The following is a 17,344-nucleotide window of genomic DNA, read 5'->3' on the forward strand; positions in this document are numbered from 1 at the left end:
GGCGGGGCTACCTCAGGGGTTCGAGATCGGCGGCAACATCGTCGAGGCCGAGGCGGCGCAGCGTGTCGCGCGTGGGGAAGCCGCGCTCGTCCCAGCCACGCAGGGTGTAGTACTCGGGGAGGAGGCGGGCCATGTCGGGCAGGCTGCCGGCGGCGCCGCCCGTCTGGCGATCCAGGCTCGTGAAGCGACCGGGCAGGCGGTCATCCGTGCCGCGAATGCCGCAGCGGAGGTTGTAGGCGCGCTTGAGGTTGAACAGGCGCTCGCCTGCCGCCATCAGGTCGTCGGCCGATACGACCCAGCCTGTGGCCAGCGAAAGCCATTCGGCCAGCCTGCTCGGCCCCGTGCCGTTGCGGGAGACGAACTTGCACATGCCCAGGGCGTCGTAGGCGGCCATCAGGTTCTGCATGAGCGCGGCGTGACGGGCGGCGCCGTCGTGCTCGTGGGGCTCGACGCTGCCGCGCTCGATGCCGAAGTCGGGCATCGGCCCGCCGAATCCCTGCATGTAGCTGAAGCTCTCCATGTGGCAGGCCCCGCGGCTGCCCGTCGCGTAGTCGGCCGCCATCGAGATGAACGCGCGCGGGTCGTGATAGGGGAACTCGAGCCCCTTGGTCTGGATGGCGAAGGCGGCCGTCTCGGGGCCGAGGGCCTCGGCCGCGCGGCGCACCCCCTCGCCGAGCAGGCGGCCCAGCCCCTCGCGGCGGGCGATCTGGTGGACGAGCGCCAGAATGGCGGCGCCGTTGCCCCAGGCCGGCGCGTGGCAGGAGGACGCCGCAGCGGACTCGTCGGGCCGGTACGACTGGTCCGACTGGCGGCGCGAGAGTTCGGCCCGCGTGGGCAGCAGCCCGCGCTCGGCAGCCTCGAAGGCGAACGCAATCGCGCCCGAGGTCGAGATCGTGTCGAGGCCGTAGCGATTGCACAGCTCATTCGCCGCGGCGATGGTGTCGGGGTCGTCGTTGAGGCACAGCGGCCCGAAGCCGGCCACGGTTTCGTACTCGGGTGCGTGGCCTTCGAGGCCGGCGAACGGCCCGTCGGGGATGCGGATGCGCTTGCCGCAGCGGATCGGGCAGGCGAAGCAGGCGTAGTGGCCCCTGAGGGTGCGGGCGAAGGTCGTTTGCGGCGCGATCCTCCTCGCCCCCTCCTCCCACGAGCCGAGCTGCCAGTTCTTGATGGGCAGGTCGCCGGCCACCTCGACCACGGGCACGCCGCCCGCGGTGCCGAACTCGCGGAGACGCCCCGCGTCGTCGCGGGCCTTGGGATTCTCTGCCCGCATTGCGGCCCGAAGCCCATCGGGCCTTGCCACAGCAATGCTGCCCGTGCCGCGCGCCACGATGGCCTTGAGGCGCTTCGCGCCCATCACGGCGCCCATGCCCGTGCGACCGGCGGCCCGGGCGTCGCGCCCGCCGAACATCACGCAGGCGAATCGCACGAGGGCCTCGCCCGCTGGCCCAATGGCGCCCACTTGAGCCTTCGGGTCGGTCTCGGCGCGGAGCATCTCCGCCGTCTCGAACGTATCCTTGCCCCACACGTGTGTCGCCGGCCGCAGCTCCGCCTGGCCGTCGCGGAGCCACAGGTAGACCGGCTCTTGCGCCTGGCCGCGGAAGAGGATGCCGCCGAGGCCCGCTCGGGCCAGCTCGGCCCCGAAGAACCCGCCCGCCCTCGATTCGCCCCAAATCCCCGTTAGCGGCGAGCGGGCGCACAGGCACACCTTATTGCAGCACAGGACGGGCGTGCCCGTCAGCAGCCCGTTCATCACCACCAGCGGGGACCCGGGAGCAAGCGGGTCAATCGCGGGGTCCAGCTCATCGTAGAGCAGCCTTGCCGCCAGGCCGCTGCCGCCGAGATAGCGGCGCAGGATCTCCTCCGGCACCTCGCGCGGCGCGATGGCGCCTGTGCTCAGGTCAATCTCAAGCAATTCCCCGTGGCGAGTGGGCGGCACCCGTCTCTCCGTGCCTCTGCCTTTGGGCTGTCCTACTTGGCCTCGACAGCCCGCCTCTTGCGGCGCAGGGGCTTGGGTAGAAGGCGACCCTTGCGCCTCGTCTGTGCGGCCATGAGTCGGTCGAACAGCTTGTCGAAGTCGCCCCGGCACTCTGCCAGCATCTGCCGCCTGATCTGGTGGACCTCTTCCACTATGGGGTCTCGGGCCATGGGGTTCCTCCTGCGCATGATTTGCAGGAAGGCTTCCGGTGTAACGATTAAGGGCATGAAACGGTCCTCCTCCCTGTTCACCTCGGCGATCCGGCGGATCACCTTCTCATTCGCGATGTGCGCGCAGTTCCAGGTCACCAGGTAGTCAATCGCGTGAACCACCGGCAGAGCGACGTGCATCAGGTCCACCCGCGCATCGGACGGCAACTCGGTTCGTCTTTGGTAGAGGTCCGCCAGCGTTCGCACGTCCTCGGTCAGGTCGAGGAGTAGCACCCCCTTGATCAGCTCGAGGCGTTGTGCCGCGGCTTCGGGGTCGCCTTTGCGAGCCTCCTGAGCGACCAAATCGGCGGTACAGACCGCGAACCGCTCGTGGGCCACGGCCCACCACTCATGCGTCACCTGCTGGTGGGCGGCGATCAGCAGGTCGCGGCTCGGGCGCGCCGTGAGGTAGCTGAGGACCGAGGTTTCCACGTAGACCCGTGTCTTCATCAGTGGGCATCCCTTGGCTCAGCGGGCGAGAACCGTGCGGGCGCTCTCAATGGCCTTACTTGAGTATACCCGAGGCCCCCCGCTGCTGCAACTGGTTGGGTGCGGGGCTTGCCGGGAGCGGCCCTGGGGCACCAGTTCGCCCGTCGTAGGGCAACATCGGGGGGAGTTGATCTACAGTGGCGCAACTGCCCTGGACGAGCGCTATTGGCCAAGGCGCCCATTGTGGGTCAGGCGCGCGGAGACACGCGGGTTGACCCACAATGGGGGAATGGGCGTTTGTCATAGCGGCAGGTAGACGGCCTTGCCGGTGCGGGAGGATTCGTAGGCGGCCTGGATGATCTCGACGCAGTGGCGGCCTTCGGCGGCGGTGACGGGGGGCTCGGTGCCGTTGGCTACGGCGTCGGCCAGGGCCTCGACCTCTTCGCGGAGGAAGATGGTCGGGTTGTCGGCCTCCTTCCAGGTGAGTTCGGAGAGGGTCTTCCAGTCGTCGCCGTCCCGCCCGTTGCGGAGGGCGAGTTTCTGGTAAGGGCGGAGGAGCATGAGGCCGCGCTCGCCGATCAGCTCGTTGACCTCGTGGTAGTCGGGGAAGGGGGGCCAGGCCTTGAGCTCGTTGGGCATCGAGCAGACTTCCATGAAGGTGCTATAGGCGCCGCTCTCGAAGTCGAGGAAGAGCGCGCCGCAGTTCTCGATGGGGCTGTCGGCCCAGTAGTTGCCGAAGCGGGCCATGACAGCGCGAACCCGCGAGCCGACGAGGTGGAGTGTCATGTCGAGCTGGTGGCAGCCGTAGCCGATGAAGAAGCCCATGGAGAGGCGCGGGTCGCTCATCCAATGGCCTTCCTTGGTGCCGAACGTGCGGGCGTTGTGGCTGAAGAGCTGCCGCAGCATGAGGATGCGGCCTATCGCCCCTTCGTCGAGGAGGGCCTTGGCCTGCTTCACGAGGGGGAAGAAGCGCCGGGAGTGGGCGACCATGAGTTTCACGCCCGCCTGGTCGGCCGCCTTGATCATCTGGTCGCACTCGGCCACGCTCGTGGCCATGGGCTTTTCGACAAGGATGTGCTTGCCATGCTCGGCGGCGAGGACGGCGTGCCGCGCGTGCAGGCCGTGCGGCGTGGCGATGACCACGAGGTCCACGTCCCTTGCCTCGCACAGAGCGCCCACGGTGGGCTCGTGGCGGATGCCGAGCTTCTCGGCATAGGCCGGGGCGCGGCTGCCGCCGGCGACGGCCACGAGCTTGACCTTCTTGGACTCCTGAAGCGCGGCGCCGTAGCGTCCCGCCCATCCGCCCGAGCCCAGGATGCCAACGCGTGTGACAGCCATCGAGGGACCTCCAGGAAGGGGATGCCAGCGCGGCCCGGTCAATGGAAGTGCTTCCGCCACCGCTCGTTGAAGACGGTGCACTGGTCGGGCCTCTCGGGCAGGTAGATCGCCCCGATCGGCGTGCCCGGCTCCAGCCGTTGGGCGAACTTCATGTCGGTGATGAGCGCCCTGCCCGCAGCGGCCGTGCCATCGGCGAGCGAGAAGCGGAAAGCGACGTCGTAGGGGTGGCGATCGTTGATCGTGATGCTCGTGCGCTCTTCTTTCGACTCTACGACGCCGCGCGTCAGGATGCCGTGGGCCAGGAGGCGGGCGGTGCGCCCCGCCGTGCGCGCACACACGAGGAGCAGAATCAGCCCCACGCCGGCGAACAGGAGCGGGAACAGCACGAAAAGCCACGCCAGGCCGCTCGTGCGCTCGCCCAGAAGGCGATTGGTCGCGGGAGACGACGCCAGGTATTGCACCTCGATTGGGTCGCCCGGCTTCAGTGGCTCCCAGCGTTCCTGTGTCGTCTCGCCCCGGCCGCTGTGCGTCGAGCCGTCGGGTGCCGTGAACGTATAAGCCACGCGGTAGTGCGTCGTGCTGATATTGGAATCGCTCGACCGGGTCGCATACGTATCCTTGTCGGTCACGCGGCCGGCTGCCGTCTGGCCCTCGCGGTTGTAGCGGACCTCGAGCAGCACGTAATACCCCGCCACGCCGCCGGCCACCACGCCGATGGCGGCGAAAACGACGCCCATCAGGGTGAGCCACTTCCAGAAGCCGTCGAACATCAGGCGCAGGCGCAGCAGGCTCTTGGGGCGAAGCGCCGCGAGATTCAGCACGCCATCCTGGGTTGCCGCCATCGGGTCTTTCTCCTGCTGCGCGTAAGTCGCTGCTCCGGCCGCGAATCTGTATGCAGCGGCCAGAGCCAGACTGCGTGGGTCAAGGGTTCAGGCGTAGCCGCGGGCGTCCCGCTTGCGGTGGTTTTCGGCAAGCGAGACACTCGCGGCTACGCCGGAGCCTGCAAACAGATTCGCGGCCGGAGCGCCGGGTTGCGCGCGCCTCAGGATATGCGAAAAGGCTGCGGCGCGCAAGGCCGCCTGTGCCTTGACGCTGCCGCGCCGCCCGGGGTAGAATCGCGCTGGCGTCGCACGCGGGCTTCGCACAACCCTTGGCAGGAGGAAGAGCGATGGCCGAGACGACAGAGCGGGCATCGCGTCGCGAGTTTCTGGGCGCGGCGGTGGCGGCGGGCGCACTGGCCGCGGCCACGGCGTCGGGTGCCGAACCGAAGTCCGACCGCAAGATTCGCATGGGCATCGTGGGCGGCGGCTTCGGCTCGGGCTTCCAGTGGCATCTCGACCCCAATTGCCAGGTGGTGGCGGTGAGCGACCTCCAGCCCGGCCGCCGCGCCCACCTCCAGCGCACCTATCGGTGCGAGACGGCCTACGAGTCGCTCGAGAAACTCGTGCTCGACGCCAAGGTTGAGGCGGTGGCCGTCTTCACCGGCGCGCCCGACCACGCGCGCCACGCCATCGAGTGCATGAAGCACGGCAAGCACGTAATCTCGGCCGTGCCCGCCTGCCTCACGCTCGACGAGGCCGCCGCGCTGAAAGAGACGAAGGAGAGGACCGGCCTCAAGTACATGATGGCCGAGACCAGCTATTACCGCGCCCCCTGCATCTTCGCCCGCGAGCTGTACGCCGCCGGCAAGTTCGGCCGCTTCCTCTACTCCGAGGTCGAATACTACCACCACAACGTCCAGCGTGTCGGCGGCGCCAAGGCCACCTGGCAGGGCAAGGAGATCGCCAACTGGCGCTGGGGCCTGCCCCCGATGTTCTACCCCACGCACTCGACCGGCTTCCACATCGGCGTGACCCGCGAGCGCTTCACCGCCGTCAGTTGCCTCGGCTGGGGCACGCCCGACGACCCGATGCTGAAAGACAACCCCTACAACAACCCCTTCAACAACCAGGTCGCCCTCTTCCGGTGCAGCGGCGGCAACATCTGCCGCTGCAACGTGCTGTGGTGGATTCACGCCGACGGCGAGCGCGCCCAGTGGCTGGGCGAGACGCTCTCGCTCTACATGCCCCACTCAGGCGGCCAGGCATTCGCCGTCAGGACCGCCGACAAGAGCGTGCCCACGGCTATGCCCGACTACAACCAGCGGCTGCCCGCCGCGATGGTGGGCGACGGCGGCCACGGCGGCTCGCACCCCTTCCTCACCCACGAGTTCATCACCGCCCTCGTCGAGGAGCGCGAGCCGGCCGTGGACATCTACGAGTCGCTGGCCATGACCGTGCCAGGCCTCGTCGCTATGGAGTCGAGCCGTAAGGGCGGCGAGCAGCTCAAAATAGCGAGCTTCGACAAGGGGTAGTCGGCCACGACGAAGCGGGCGGGCGGCTGGAGAAGCCGCCCGCCCGGGGTGTGCAGGGAAGACCGCCTGAAGGCGGGACTCCAAACGGGTTAGCGAAGCATGCCGACGACGGGGGCCGGACGCTCGCCGATCTTGACCTTCCACTCGTCGCTAAGTCCGCGAATGTCAGGCACATACATCGCATAGCCCGTGGTGGGCAGGGCGTTGAAGGTGCCCGGGACCTCGGCCCGCAGAACGTAGGTGAGCTTGTGCTTGCCCTGGGGGAGGTGGCTGACGAAGAAGGCGGTCTTGACGTCGCGGACCTCCATGTAGGCGCTCAGGCCGCCACCCCAGTGCCAGCCGCTGCGAATCTCGACCGGCTCACAGCCGCTGGCCTTGGGGTCCTCGAAGACCAGGTACTCGTAGTCGTTCTTGGCCTCGATGTCGAGGGTGACCTCGATGCGGTCGCCGCTGGCAAGCTGGGCGCCGTAGTCGAGCGGGGTGCGGACCTCCTTGTTGTCCTTGTCGAGGGTGAGCTTCGCGTAGGTGCGGTTGACGAAGAGTTCGTGGCCGGCGCCGGTGATCTTCTCCTCCTTGGTGTAGAAGTACATGCCGGTGGTGTAGTAGAGGTTGCCGGCGCCCTCCTTCACGATGCGGATCTTGTTCTCGCCGCTCTTGAGGTCGGAGTCGCCCAGGGTGATGCGGCCGTCGAGCTTGAGGGCGTTGTCCTTGTTGACCACGAGTTCCTTGACCGGCTTGTCATTGACGAAGACGGTGACCTTGTAGTTGGGGTCGAGCTCGCGGGTCTGCTGGACGTAGTCGGAGAGGGCATAGACAGCCTTGGCGGTGTCGCGGGTGGACTTCCACTGGTTGCCCTTGCGGTTGTAGACGAGCCATTTCATGCCTTGCTTGACGAGGGGGTTCTTGGGCTCGATGGCGAGGTAAGCCTTGAGGGCGTAAGAGGTTGCCTCGACGGCGTCGTCGCTCCAGTGCCAGTAGCCGTGGGTCTTGCCCCAGCGGGCGGTGCCGTTCTCCTTATCGAGTTCGAGGCGGTCTTCGAGGTTTCGGAGCATGATGCGGGCGCGCTCGTGGTCGCCCAGGTTGTGGAACGTGAGCGCCGCGAGAGCGCGGGTGTAGGCGTTGAGGTTCTCGCGGCGGTTCCACACAGCATCCAAGCGCTTGGCATCGCTGATCTTGTGTTGTGAGAGGACGTAGAGGGCGTAGGCCATCACGTCGTCGCGCTTGTCGAGTTGTACGAGGTTGGCGCGCAGGGCGCCGATGCCGCGCTGGAGGCGACCATCGTCCACGTTCACGCCGGCCTGCTTGGCGAGGGTGAGCGCGTAGCTGGCGTAGGCGGTCATCCAGGGGTCGCTGTCGGGCGCGCCGCCCCACCAGCCCCAGCCGCCGTCGCTGCGCTGGGCGCCATAGATTCGGTCGAGGCCCTTGGTGATCATGTCGGGCAGCTTGGCCTCGAGGGCGGGGTTGCGCACGCCGAGGTCGCGGAGCGTCTTGGCCGTGACGACGGCGGGGACGAAGCGCGAGAGGGTCTGTTCCACGCAGCCATAGGGATACTGCGCCAGGTAATCGAGGGCGCCCAGCATCGTGGAGGCGATGGAGGGGCTGAGGTCAATGTTCAGAACGGTGGCCAGGTTGTTGCGCTCGGCGGGGAGGGTGAGGGTCTCGACCGCCTCGCTCTTGAGCGGCGGGCTCTTCGCGGGGTCGGAGTCGGCGGCGGCCACGGGCTCGCCTACGCTGCCGCTCTTGGCCAGGAACTTCTCGATGCCGTGGGGCAGGACGGCGAAGGTCTTGCCCATCGCATCGGATTCCACATCGGTCTGGGCCATGACTTGTATCTTCGCCTCGCCCGGCTCGGTGACCTGGGCGAGCCAGTCCACCCGCTGCTCGCCGCCCTTGGGGACTTTGACGGTGACGACGGGGGCCTGGGTGATGCTCAGGCCGCTCTGTTTCATCGTCACCTTCACGTCCTTATCCACGTCCAGGTAGTTGTGCACGATGGCCGACAGGGTTACCGAGTCCTTCTCCTGGAAGAAGCGCGGGCACTGGAGGCGCACGATGATGTTCTTCTTCGTCTGCGTGCTGAAGGTCACGTTGCCCACGGCAGTGTCGGGGGTGACGGCGCGGGCGGTGGCGGTCCAGTCGGTGAGCGAGTCGGGGAACTTCACCTGGACGATGGCCTTGCCAGCGGCATCGGTCTTGATGGCGGGTTGCCAGAAGGCGGTCGCGCGGAAGTCCTCGCGCATCACGGCTTCGGCGAGGTCCTCCGGCCCGCCGGCCGGGCCGCCGTCCTTGTCGAAGCTCTTCTTCTCGGCGCGGTCCATGGCGCGGCCGGCCATCGCCCCGTTGGCCGCGAACTCGGCCTCGGGTGCGCCCGGCGCCGCGGCGGCCTTCGCCATCATCGGGGCTGCCCGGCGGGCGTCGGCATAGCCGAATTGCTCATCCATGCCGCCGCCGCCCCAGCCGCCGCGGAGGCGTTGGCCACCCTCCTGAAGCTCGCGGCCGGCCGCCGGCTGCGACTCGGGCTTTTCGTCCTCTTCCCCCACGCGCTTGTGGCGGATCCAGGAGAAGCTGGAGTTGGTGTTGATGGCCAGTTGGCGCTTGCGCCCGTAGAAGAACTGGCGGATGTCGGGGGCATACTCGCTCTGGATGTAGTAGACCGAGCTGTCCACCAGGCCGAGCGACAACTCGGCGGAGACCGGCTGCCCCTTGTGGTTGGTGGCCGTGACCTCGAACTGCGCGGTCTCGCCGGGCAGATAGGTCTTCTTCGCCGTGGTGATCTTCACGTCAATGAAGCGGTCCTCAGGCGGGACCACGATTTCGCTCTGGTGGCGCCAGAGCATGGCGTCCTTCACCAGGTTGGCGGTGAGAAACACGTTGGGCGAGTACTCATCCTTGATCGGCACCGTGATGAGTTTCGAGCGCTCGCGCACGGGCACGAGCTGGCTGTCGTAAATCTGGTCGCCCTCGATGCCCAGCCACACGTGGGCGTCGGGGAACTGCGACACGAGGAGCACCTGGGCGGTCTCGCCCTTCTTGTAGGTCTGCTTGTCGGGGATCACCTGGACGCCGCTGAGGCGGACGCCGAGGTATTGGTCCTTCTTGGAGGCGACCCAGGCCCAGCCCGTGCCGATGACCTTCTCTTCCTTCTCGGTGAGGGCGGTCATCTCGAGGAGCAGATAGCCGGGCTCATCGGGGGTGAAGGCGACTGTGGCCGTCCCGTCGTCCTTCGTGGCCATCTTCTCGGCCTGGAGCTCCTTGAGGTCGTAGACGTCGCGGACGTCGTACGGTTTGCCTTCCTTCTGGAGCTGCTTCTCCTTGGCCTCGTTGTAGGTGGCGCGGAAGACGCGGAACATGCCCTCGGTCTTCACGGGCGCGTCGTTGGCGTTCTTCGCCACCACGTCAATCTCCACGCGGTCGCCGGGCAGGTAGACGTGGTTCTTGGGGTTCACGTAAACGTAGAACGGTTTGACAGTTACGCGGATGCTCTTCGAGCCGGTGATCTCGCGGCGGCTCTTGTCCACCACGCGGGCCTCGACGCTGTAGGTGTAGTCGCGCTGCTGCGCCGGGTCCTCGGGCAACGCGGGCGTCTCGACGGTGAGGGTCGCCACGCCGTGGGCGTCGGTCTTGAGCTTCTCGGTCTTCACCACGGTTTCGCCGCCGCCCCAGCCGCGGCCCCAGCGCCCGCGCCGCATCGCCATCGCGTCCTCGTAGTACCAGGCGTACTTGCGGTAGGGCTGATAGAAGTGCCAGTACTGGCCCTGCTTCACCACGGCCTCGACCTCGGCCTCCTGCACGGGGCCGCCGAAGTAGTAGTTCGCGGCGATCTTCAGCTCGAGCTTGTCGCCCACGCGGTAGGTGTCCTTGCTCGTGGTGATCTCGACCTTGTACTCGGGGAGCTTATACTCCTCGACGCGGAACGCGGCGCTGCCCACATTGCCCTGGTTGTCGGGGCGGCGGATCTGGACGTTGTACTGCCCGAGCTTGGGCTCCTTGGCCAGCTTCACGCTGTCGGCCAGGGTGCCCATGTCGTTCGTGGTGAGCACTTTCTCATAGAGCTTGCCGCCCTGGGGCTCGTGGATGATCACGCGGTACTGCTGGCCGGCAGCGTTCCGGAACACGTTGCCGTCGTAGTTGCGGACGACGAACTTGAAGTGGACCTCTTCCTCGGGCCGGTAGGCGGGCCGGTCGGTGTAGCCGTAGAACCAGAGGCCCGGCTGCATCGGCTGCCACCAGCCGCGGTAACTGGTCGAGAAAGCATACGAGCTGCCCTTGCGGGCGAGCAGATAGTACTGGTGGTGGCGCTGCGGGTCGCCGTGGACGAAGGTGTAGAAGCCGCCGTCGTTGCTCGTGCCCTTCGCGTCGGCCCAGCGCTGGGCGTTGTTCTCCCACCAGGTCCAGGCGATCTGCGCGTCGGCGCCGGCCACGGGCTCGCCGCTCAGCGCGTCGGCCACATAGGCCATCGTCTTGTCGCTCGCGCTCTTGGTCACCACGGCCAGACGGGTGATGAGCACCAGCGTGTCGGCGTGCACGCCGCCGCCGTCGGCGGTGACGAGATAGGCGCCTTCCTCGGCCAGATCGAGCGTCTGCTCGGCGTTGTGATACTCGTGTTCCTTCTTGTTCTCGAGGGGTACCTCCCAACTCTTGACCTCCGCGCCCTTGCCCGCGCGGGCCATCTCGAGCAGGCTCGTGTGATGAGCCTGGCCGAACGGCTCGGTGCGGAAGACTCGGAACGTGGCCTTCTCCTGGTTCCGCCATGAGTAGTTGACGGTGGGCTTCATGCCGGGCATGCAGGCGTACTGGGCGTTGACGCTGAGGACGGGCTTGCGGATGTTCTCGGCCCGCTGCCGCGCCTGACGCGAGAAGCGGCTCTGCTGGTCGTTGAACCGCTCGGTGAGCTTCTCGTAGTAGGCCAGGGCCTCGAGGAACTTGCCCTGCCCCTCGCGGCGCGAGGCCACGTGGAACACGGCCTCGTCCCAGTACTCCGTATCCGCATATTTCTCAATGATTTGCAGCGCGTACTCCTCGGTGCCGCTGCGCTGGGCGACCGTCCATCGGGCCTTTGCCTCCAGGTCCTTGCCCGCGCCCAGAGCGTCAATCTTGGCGACCAGGGCGTCCACCCGCGCATACCATTCGAGGCGCTTCTTGAGCTGCTCTTCCTGCTCTGCGACGGGGCCGGGCCTGGGCCGCGGCGGCACGGGCGCCCGCAGGCCCTCCATCTGGGCCGCGCGACGCTGCGCCGGCGCGGGCGCCGGCGCGGCCGCGGGGGCGGCCGCGGGGGCGGCCACGGGAGCCGGAGCCGCCTGCGCGCCCTGCTCGGCCGCCTTCTTCGCGTCCTCGCGCTGTTTCATCATCTCCTTGACCTGGTCCGGGGACATGTAGCCCAGCTCATTCATCCCCGCCTGGATACGGTCTATGTAAACCTCAGCCAGCTCGCGCTTTAGGGCGACCGGCGAGTCCTTCTTCACCTCCCTCTCGAGGCCCGCCATCGCGGATTCGAAGAGGGCGTTCACCTTGTCGCGGTTGCCCCAGTAGTTCCACTGGGTGTGCAGGCGGGCGAGGCCCGCCTGGGCGCGGGCCTTCCACAGGTCCTCGGTCGGGGCCTCGGTGAGCACCTGATAGGCCTTATCGGCCTTCTCATACGTGGTCTCGCGCCCGAACTGGCGGGCGATGCGGTAGGCCTCGGCGGCGAGATACTGCACCTCGCGCGCGCGGGGCGACTTCGGGAAGCGCTTGAGCAGCTCCTCGAACGCCTCGACGGCCGGCTTGAAGGACTTTTCGCGGAAGCTCTGTGTTCCCTTGGAGTAGAGCTCGTCCTCCGAGGGCAATTGCTGCCCCACGGCCACCAGCACGATGCCTGTCGCAGCCAACAGGCCGGCTGCCTTCACCACCAGCTTGCGGATGGGTGACATTGCCTCCTGCTCCTTCCTCAAAACGGGGCTTGGGCCATGGCCGCGGCGCGGCCTCCTCCTGTCACCACCATTAGACGCGCCGCCGCCCGACCGGTTCCACTTCTCCCGCTCATTTGCCTCTCGCAGAGCGTGTCTGGCGTAAGGCATTAGAGAATAATCACTTACAGCTCTCACGGCCTCCTTCCGAGGCGAAAGGCCAGGATGGACTCAATCGGGATTCGGGCACTGGGCGCCTCCGCCGTGCCCCCGACGTGCATGATGGGCAGGCCCGCCTCGAGGTAATCGGCCAGGCCGGCGGGGATGAAGGCGACCTCCCGCGGCTTCCGCACGAACAGGCTGTAGTGCAACTCGCCGTCGAGGGTGCTGTGCCCTCGGATCACCAGCGCCCCGCCCCCGTGGGGGAACGTGGCGGTGGCCGTCACCTGCCCGCCTGCCAGGGTGAAGGGGACTCTCGAGCGGCCGAACTCCAGGGTGCGGATATCGGGCCTGCCCTTCGCCTCGGCAAGCAGGCGCAGCAACGGGGCTCCCACGACGCGGAGCCGGTCCAGCGACGCCTCGCCCGCGCCCGTCAGGGTGGAGGCGAGGTCGTCGGGCGCCAGGCCACCGGCGGCCAGGACCGCATCCAGGGACGCCACGAAATCCAGCGCCTCGGGCCGGCCGCCCGCCATCGCATAGAGGATGCCGAGGACCGGCACGGGGCTGGTCGCCAGCACGTCCTGGTCGAGCGGCACGCCGTCCATCGCCACGCGCGCGTCGTGGCGCCAGGCGCCGTCCAGGACGCCGCATGCGGCGGCCTCGACGCGGCCGGCGGCCGGGCGATCGCGCGGGAGGCCGACGAGCACCCGCAGGCCCTCGGGCCACTGCGCGAAGTCTGCCCAGCCGCTCAGAGCCGAGCCGCCCGCCATCACGGGGAGTTGGCCATCGGTGCCGATCGCCGCGCGCTGGCCCGCGGCAGGCCGGGCCTCGGCCCTCGCCTCGAACCGCAGGCCGGCCGTGCTCAGCACGCAGCGCGACAGCTCGGCCGAGAGGTCCGCGAGGGAGAACCGCCCGTCGAGGTCGAAGCTTATCGGGGGTACGGGGAGGCTCGAATCGGGGTCGAGCCGGGCCTCCGCCCCGTCGAGTCTGCCGCGCACGGCCACGGTGGCCGCATCCAGGTTGCCGTGGAGTGTGGCCTCGAGCGAGGCCCGGCCGGCGGCCAGGCGCGTGCCCGGCAGGCCGCCGCGGGCCAGATCGGCCGCGGCAGTCACGGTGGCATCGAGCATGTAGTTGCCCATGTGGAACGACGGCTCGCTGCCGTCCGCCACCATCTGCTTGAGCGAGGCAACCAAACGCACGCCATCGCCCGGCGCGGAGGCCGCCGTGAGGTCGAAGTGCGGGTGGAGTGCCGAGAGTTCGCCCGTGAGGGTCGCCGCGAGCGCCCGGGTCGGCCCCACGAAGCCCAGTGGCGGCGCCTCGGGCAGGCCCGTGAGGTGCAGCCGCGCCGTGCCCCGCACCAGCCGCTGGGTGCGCAGGTCGAGGTCGAGGTCCGCATCCAGAGCCGCGCCGCGCAAGGCAGCGGGCAGCGGGCGCTGCGGCATCAGCGCGGCGGCGAGCGGGCCCAGGGCGAGCGAGTGCACGGCCACGTCGAACCGCGCATGGTCAAAGGCCTCGGGCTCGGGCGTGAGATAGATGTCGCCCGCGACAATCGCGGCGCCGCCCGTGGTCACGCGCGCCCCGATGCGCACGGCGCGCTTGTGCCCCTCGAGGGGGCCGATGGCCACGTTGGTGAGGGTAAGCGAAGCCGCGCCGCCGCTGCCGAGGTCGGTGTAGCGCACACGCACATTCGAGGCCGCCAGGCGGCCGAGGCGGGTGGCCTCAGGCGGGCGCTCCGCGAGGTCCTGGGTGTTCAGGCGCCCGTGCCGGTCGCGCACGAGGAGGATTTCGGCGCCGTCGCCCACGAGGACGCTGGCCCCGCCAAGCGTCGCGTGCAACTCAGGGATTCGTGCGAAGGGGCCGTTGCCGAAGCCCGGGCGCTCCTGGACCGTGATGCTGCGCGCCTGGATGCCGGAGAGCAGGCTGAGGCGCGCCCCTTCGACGCGCACCTCGCGCCCGAGGGCCGCCGCCAGCCGGCCCGCGACCAGGCGCCCGACGAACGCCTCGGGCAAGAGGGGCGGCACCAGCAGTGCCCCCGCAATCAGGAGCACCAGGGCGGCTGCGGCGAGGCGCAACGCGCGCCGCGCGCTGGCTCTGGCCGGCCCCTGGTTCGGTGCATTGGCGCTTGACACTGGCTTCTGGCTGCTCAGGGTTGTGCGTGCCGTGGGCGACGCGGTTCAGCCGCTCGAGGCGCCGAAGCGGCGGGTGAGGGCCGCGCCCTCGGCCGCGTGGTCGCCGAAGCGCGGGAAGAAGCCCACGATCACGCCGTCGGTGGCCTTGAGGTTGCGGAAGGCGAATTCGTAGGCGCGCTCGGTCTGCTCGGGGCGCTCGGCCAGGCGGCCGCCACCGAGGATCTTGAAGGCTAGGCACGGGCGCTTGACCGCACGGATCACCTCGCACATGCGCACCGGGTCGCTGGGCAGGAACTCGCCCCAGAGCGGCACCTCGCCCAGCATGGCGTGCAGCTCCTCGGGCGTGCGCGTGAGGCGGTAGAAGCAGGCCATGTAGAGGTCGAGGTCCCACCCGCTGTCCTCCGCGTAGCAGAGGACCTCAGGATTGTGGGCCGACGTGCCGGCGAGCACGCCCAGGTCCTTCACCCGCTTCGTGAAGTCGCGCACCTGGTGGATCTTGCCCTCGCGCCAGAGGCGGTCCGTGACGCCGCCGTGGTGGACCACGGCGATGGGCCGGTAGCGCTTCACGGTGTCTTCGAGGGCCTTGGCGTCCTCGGTGTGGGGCGTGTTGGCCAGGAAGATCCACTGGATGTCGCGGCCCGCGTCGCGCAGGCGGCTGAGGGCCTGGCCGATCTTCTCGTGCCAGGACGTTTGCCAGGTGTTGATCCCCAGGTCCATGCAGTGCGCGATCAGCGCGACCGTGCGGTCGAGGGTGAAGTACTCGTGCATGAAGCGGCTCACGAGGCCGCCCATGTACGAGTAGCCGAGGATGGGGTTGGCGCCGACGACGAGCCGGCTCACGGTGTGCTTGCCCAGGCGAATCGAGGGGAGGGGCGGGGACGTGTTCATCGAGGTCGCACCTGTTCGAAGAGTTGGCGGGTGTTGATCTCCTGCATGTGCCGCGTGACGCTCTCGCCGTACGGCTCGCTGGTGATGCGGTTGCCGTCGGCCGTGTAGAGGCCCGAGGGGTCGCCGCGCACGTAGCCGGAGGCCCCGGCGAGGTAGTCGTACTCGCCCATGATCATGCGGGTGGTGAGGTACGACGTGTAATCCTGCACGCGCCCGCGCTCCATGTGCAGTGCGAGGTTCTCGCGGCGCATCTGCTCGGAGTTGGCGGCGATCTGCGCGCTCACGCGGCGGATGCCCTCGTAGTACCTCCGCAGCCCGTCGGCGATGTACTCGCCCACCTTCTCCTGGTTGAGGCGGTACGAGGTCATGACCTGCGCGAGCACGGGGAGCCAGGCGTCGAACTGGGCGGCGGGGGCCCAGATGGTGAGGTGGCCGAGGCCGAAGCCGGCGTCCATGTAGTTCCCCACGCACCAGCCGAGCGAAAAGCCCTTGTAGGGCGTGCCCTGGCGGTTGAAGGTGTAGACGAAGTGCTCGACGCTGCACGGGCGGCCGCCGGTGATGCCCGCGCGCATCTGCTGCACGAGGTCGGGGCGGTCGGTGACCTCGAAGCGGAAGTTGGTGCCGTGGCCCTGCTTGACGCAGGCCGTGGCCAGCGCCTGGTGCGGGCGGCAGAAGTCCGACACGAGCATCCCCGGCAGGCGCACGAGATGCGCATAGCGAGGGGTCATGAAATCGCAGGTGGCCGCAACGAAGTAGGCCTGTTGCGTGGGGTCGCAGGCGATCACCTGGCCCTTGCCGAGGTCCACCTGTTGCCAGTTCGCGGGCGCCGTGTAGCCGCCCCAGCCGCCGGCCAGGGCGCGCGGGACAAAGGGCGGCACCTGGACGGGTTGCGGGCCCGCCTGCCGGGCGGCTGCCACGCTGCCCTCGTCGAAAGCGAAGACGTTCTTGGCCACGCGCAGGTTGGCGAGGGTCTGGAGCAGCACGGGCGCGATCTGCGCCAGTTGCCCGTCGGGCGCGTCGAGGCGCTGCGTGAGCAACAGCCCTTCGCCGGCCGACACCAGGCAGCGCAACTGGCGCTTCTGGCCGTTGCGGGCGACGTAGGTGCCGTCGAACACCAAGGTCATCTTCTTGCCGGCGGTGCGGCAGCGCGCGGTGGGAGCGAGCTGGAGGTTGACCGTGCGTTGCGACAGGTCGGCCACGAACCACCGCGCCGCCGCCAGGCCGTCGTTGGCTACGGGCACCGCGCCGTGGAAGTTGGCGACCTCATAGAGGCCGTTCGGGGCGACCACGGTGAACGCCCACGCCGGCGGGTCCTGTTGCCAGAACTCGTCCACGCTCCACCCCGCGGGCTTCAGGAGGGTGAAGGTGAGGTGCTTGGAGACGTAGTTCTCCCACCGCACGGCCTGCGTGCTGGGCGGCGGCACGGGGACGGGGCGCGGCGCCGGCGAGGGCGCCGGCGCGGAACCCGCCCCGGCGGGCACTTGCAGGCTTGCCATGAGACGAGCGAACGTGTCCTGATACGCCGCCAGCTCCGCCTGCGGGCAGTTGCACGAGAGCATCACCTGGTGGCGTTCGCTCTTCAGGAGAAGATAGTAGGCGTGCATCGGCACGCCCTGCGTCGCGCTCGTGGCTGAGGCGAGCAGCGCCGGGCGGCCCGACACGGTGAGCGGCTCCGAGCCGACGAGCTTCCACCCGGGCACCTGCTGCTGGAGGACAGCGGCCAGAGACTGGAGCCACTGCTCGGCGGTGCCCGGCTCGAGCGGGCCGGCGAAGATCACTACGTTGGCCCGCGAGTTGGGCGACGACACCATGGTCATCCGGCCCGCGCTCTGCGTCGTCCAGTCCGACGGCGCCGACACCCGCCACACGCCCTCGGGGTCCGTCACCTGCTTGCTTGCCCCCCCGAGCGCTGTGCAAGAGAACGCCGCGACGCCCACCCACACAGACGCCAACCTGCACAACCTCATCGTGCCCTCCTTTCC

The 17,344-nt window shown here is 68.8% G+C and carries 9 protein-coding genes; 1 reads left to right on the top strand and 8 read right to left on the bottom strand.

Annotated features, from left to right (window positions below; all coding sequences use genetic code 11):
* Positions 1–7: 7 nt before the first annotated feature.
* The 4 genes from PLE19_02250 to PLE19_02265 all read right to left on the bottom strand — a co-directional run bounded on the left by PLE19_02250 (position 8) and on the right by PLE19_02265 (position 4,793).
* A complete protein-coding gene (locus tag PLE19_02250; GenBank protein HPD13742.1) occupies positions 8–1,936 on the bottom strand; it encodes an aldehyde ferredoxin oxidoreductase family protein in 1,929 nt (642 codons plus the stop codon).
* A 32-nt stretch (positions 1,937–1,968) separates the two neighbouring features.
* On the bottom strand, positions 1,969–2,634 hold the full coding sequence (locus PLE19_02255; GenBank protein HPD13743.1) for a type II toxin-antitoxin system VapC family toxin: 666 nt from the start codon (positions 2,632–2,634) through the stop codon (positions 1,969–1,971).
* A gap of 279 nt (positions 2,635–2,913) precedes the next feature.
* Positions 2,914–3,951: a Gfo/Idh/MocA family oxidoreductase gene (locus tag PLE19_02260; GenBank protein ID HPD13744.1), complete on the bottom strand. Its 1,038-nt coding sequence runs from the start codon at positions 3,949–3,951 to the stop codon at positions 2,914–2,916.
* Positions 3,952–3,989: 38 nt separating this feature from the next.
* On the bottom strand, positions 3,990–4,793 hold the full coding sequence (locus tag PLE19_02265) for a DUF3592 domain-containing protein (GenBank protein HPD13745.1): 804 nt from the start codon (positions 4,791–4,793) through the stop codon (positions 3,990–3,992).
* A gap of 326 nt (positions 4,794–5,119) precedes the next feature.
* On the opposite strand from PLE19_02265, the gene PLE19_02270 reads away from it, so the two are divergent.
* Positions 5,120–6,304: a Gfo/Idh/MocA family oxidoreductase gene (locus tag PLE19_02270; protein HPD13746.1), complete on the top strand. Its 1,185-nt coding sequence runs from the start codon at positions 5,120–5,122 to the stop codon at positions 6,302–6,304.
* A gap of 89 nt (positions 6,305–6,393) precedes the next feature.
* On the opposite strand, the gene PLE19_02275 is transcribed toward PLE19_02270, so the two are convergent.
* From PLE19_02275 to PLE19_02290, 4 genes are all read right to left on the bottom strand, one after another.
* Entirely contained in the window at positions 6,394–12,210 is a 5,817-nt protein-coding gene (locus tag PLE19_02275) for an MG2 domain-containing protein (GenBank protein HPD13747.1), read from the bottom strand.
* A gap of 170 nt (positions 12,211–12,380) precedes the next feature.
* A complete protein-coding gene (locus PLE19_02280) occupies positions 12,381–14,474 on the bottom strand; it encodes a DUF748 domain-containing protein (GenBank protein HPD13748.1) in 2,094 nt (697 codons plus the stop codon).
* 45 nt (positions 14,475–14,519) lie between these two features.
* The gene (locus tag PLE19_02285) at positions 14,520–15,362 is read right to left on the bottom strand and encodes a hypothetical protein (GenBank protein HPD13749.1); all 843 of its coding nucleotides are present in this window, start codon (positions 15,360–15,362) and stop codon (positions 14,520–14,522) included.
* Complete coding sequence (locus PLE19_02290) at positions 15,359–17,329, bottom strand: DcrB-related protein (GenBank protein HPD13750.1); 1,971 nt, start codon at positions 17,327–17,329, stop codon at positions 15,359–15,361. Before PLE19_02290 ends, PLE19_02285 begins: the two co-directional genes overlap by 4 nt.
* Positions 17,330–17,344 lie beyond the last annotated feature (15 nt).

The sequence above is a fragment of the Planctomycetota bacterium genome, assembly GCA_035384565.1.
Classification (GTDB): domain Bacteria; phylum Planctomycetota; class PUPC01; order DSUN01; family DSUN01; genus DAOOIT01.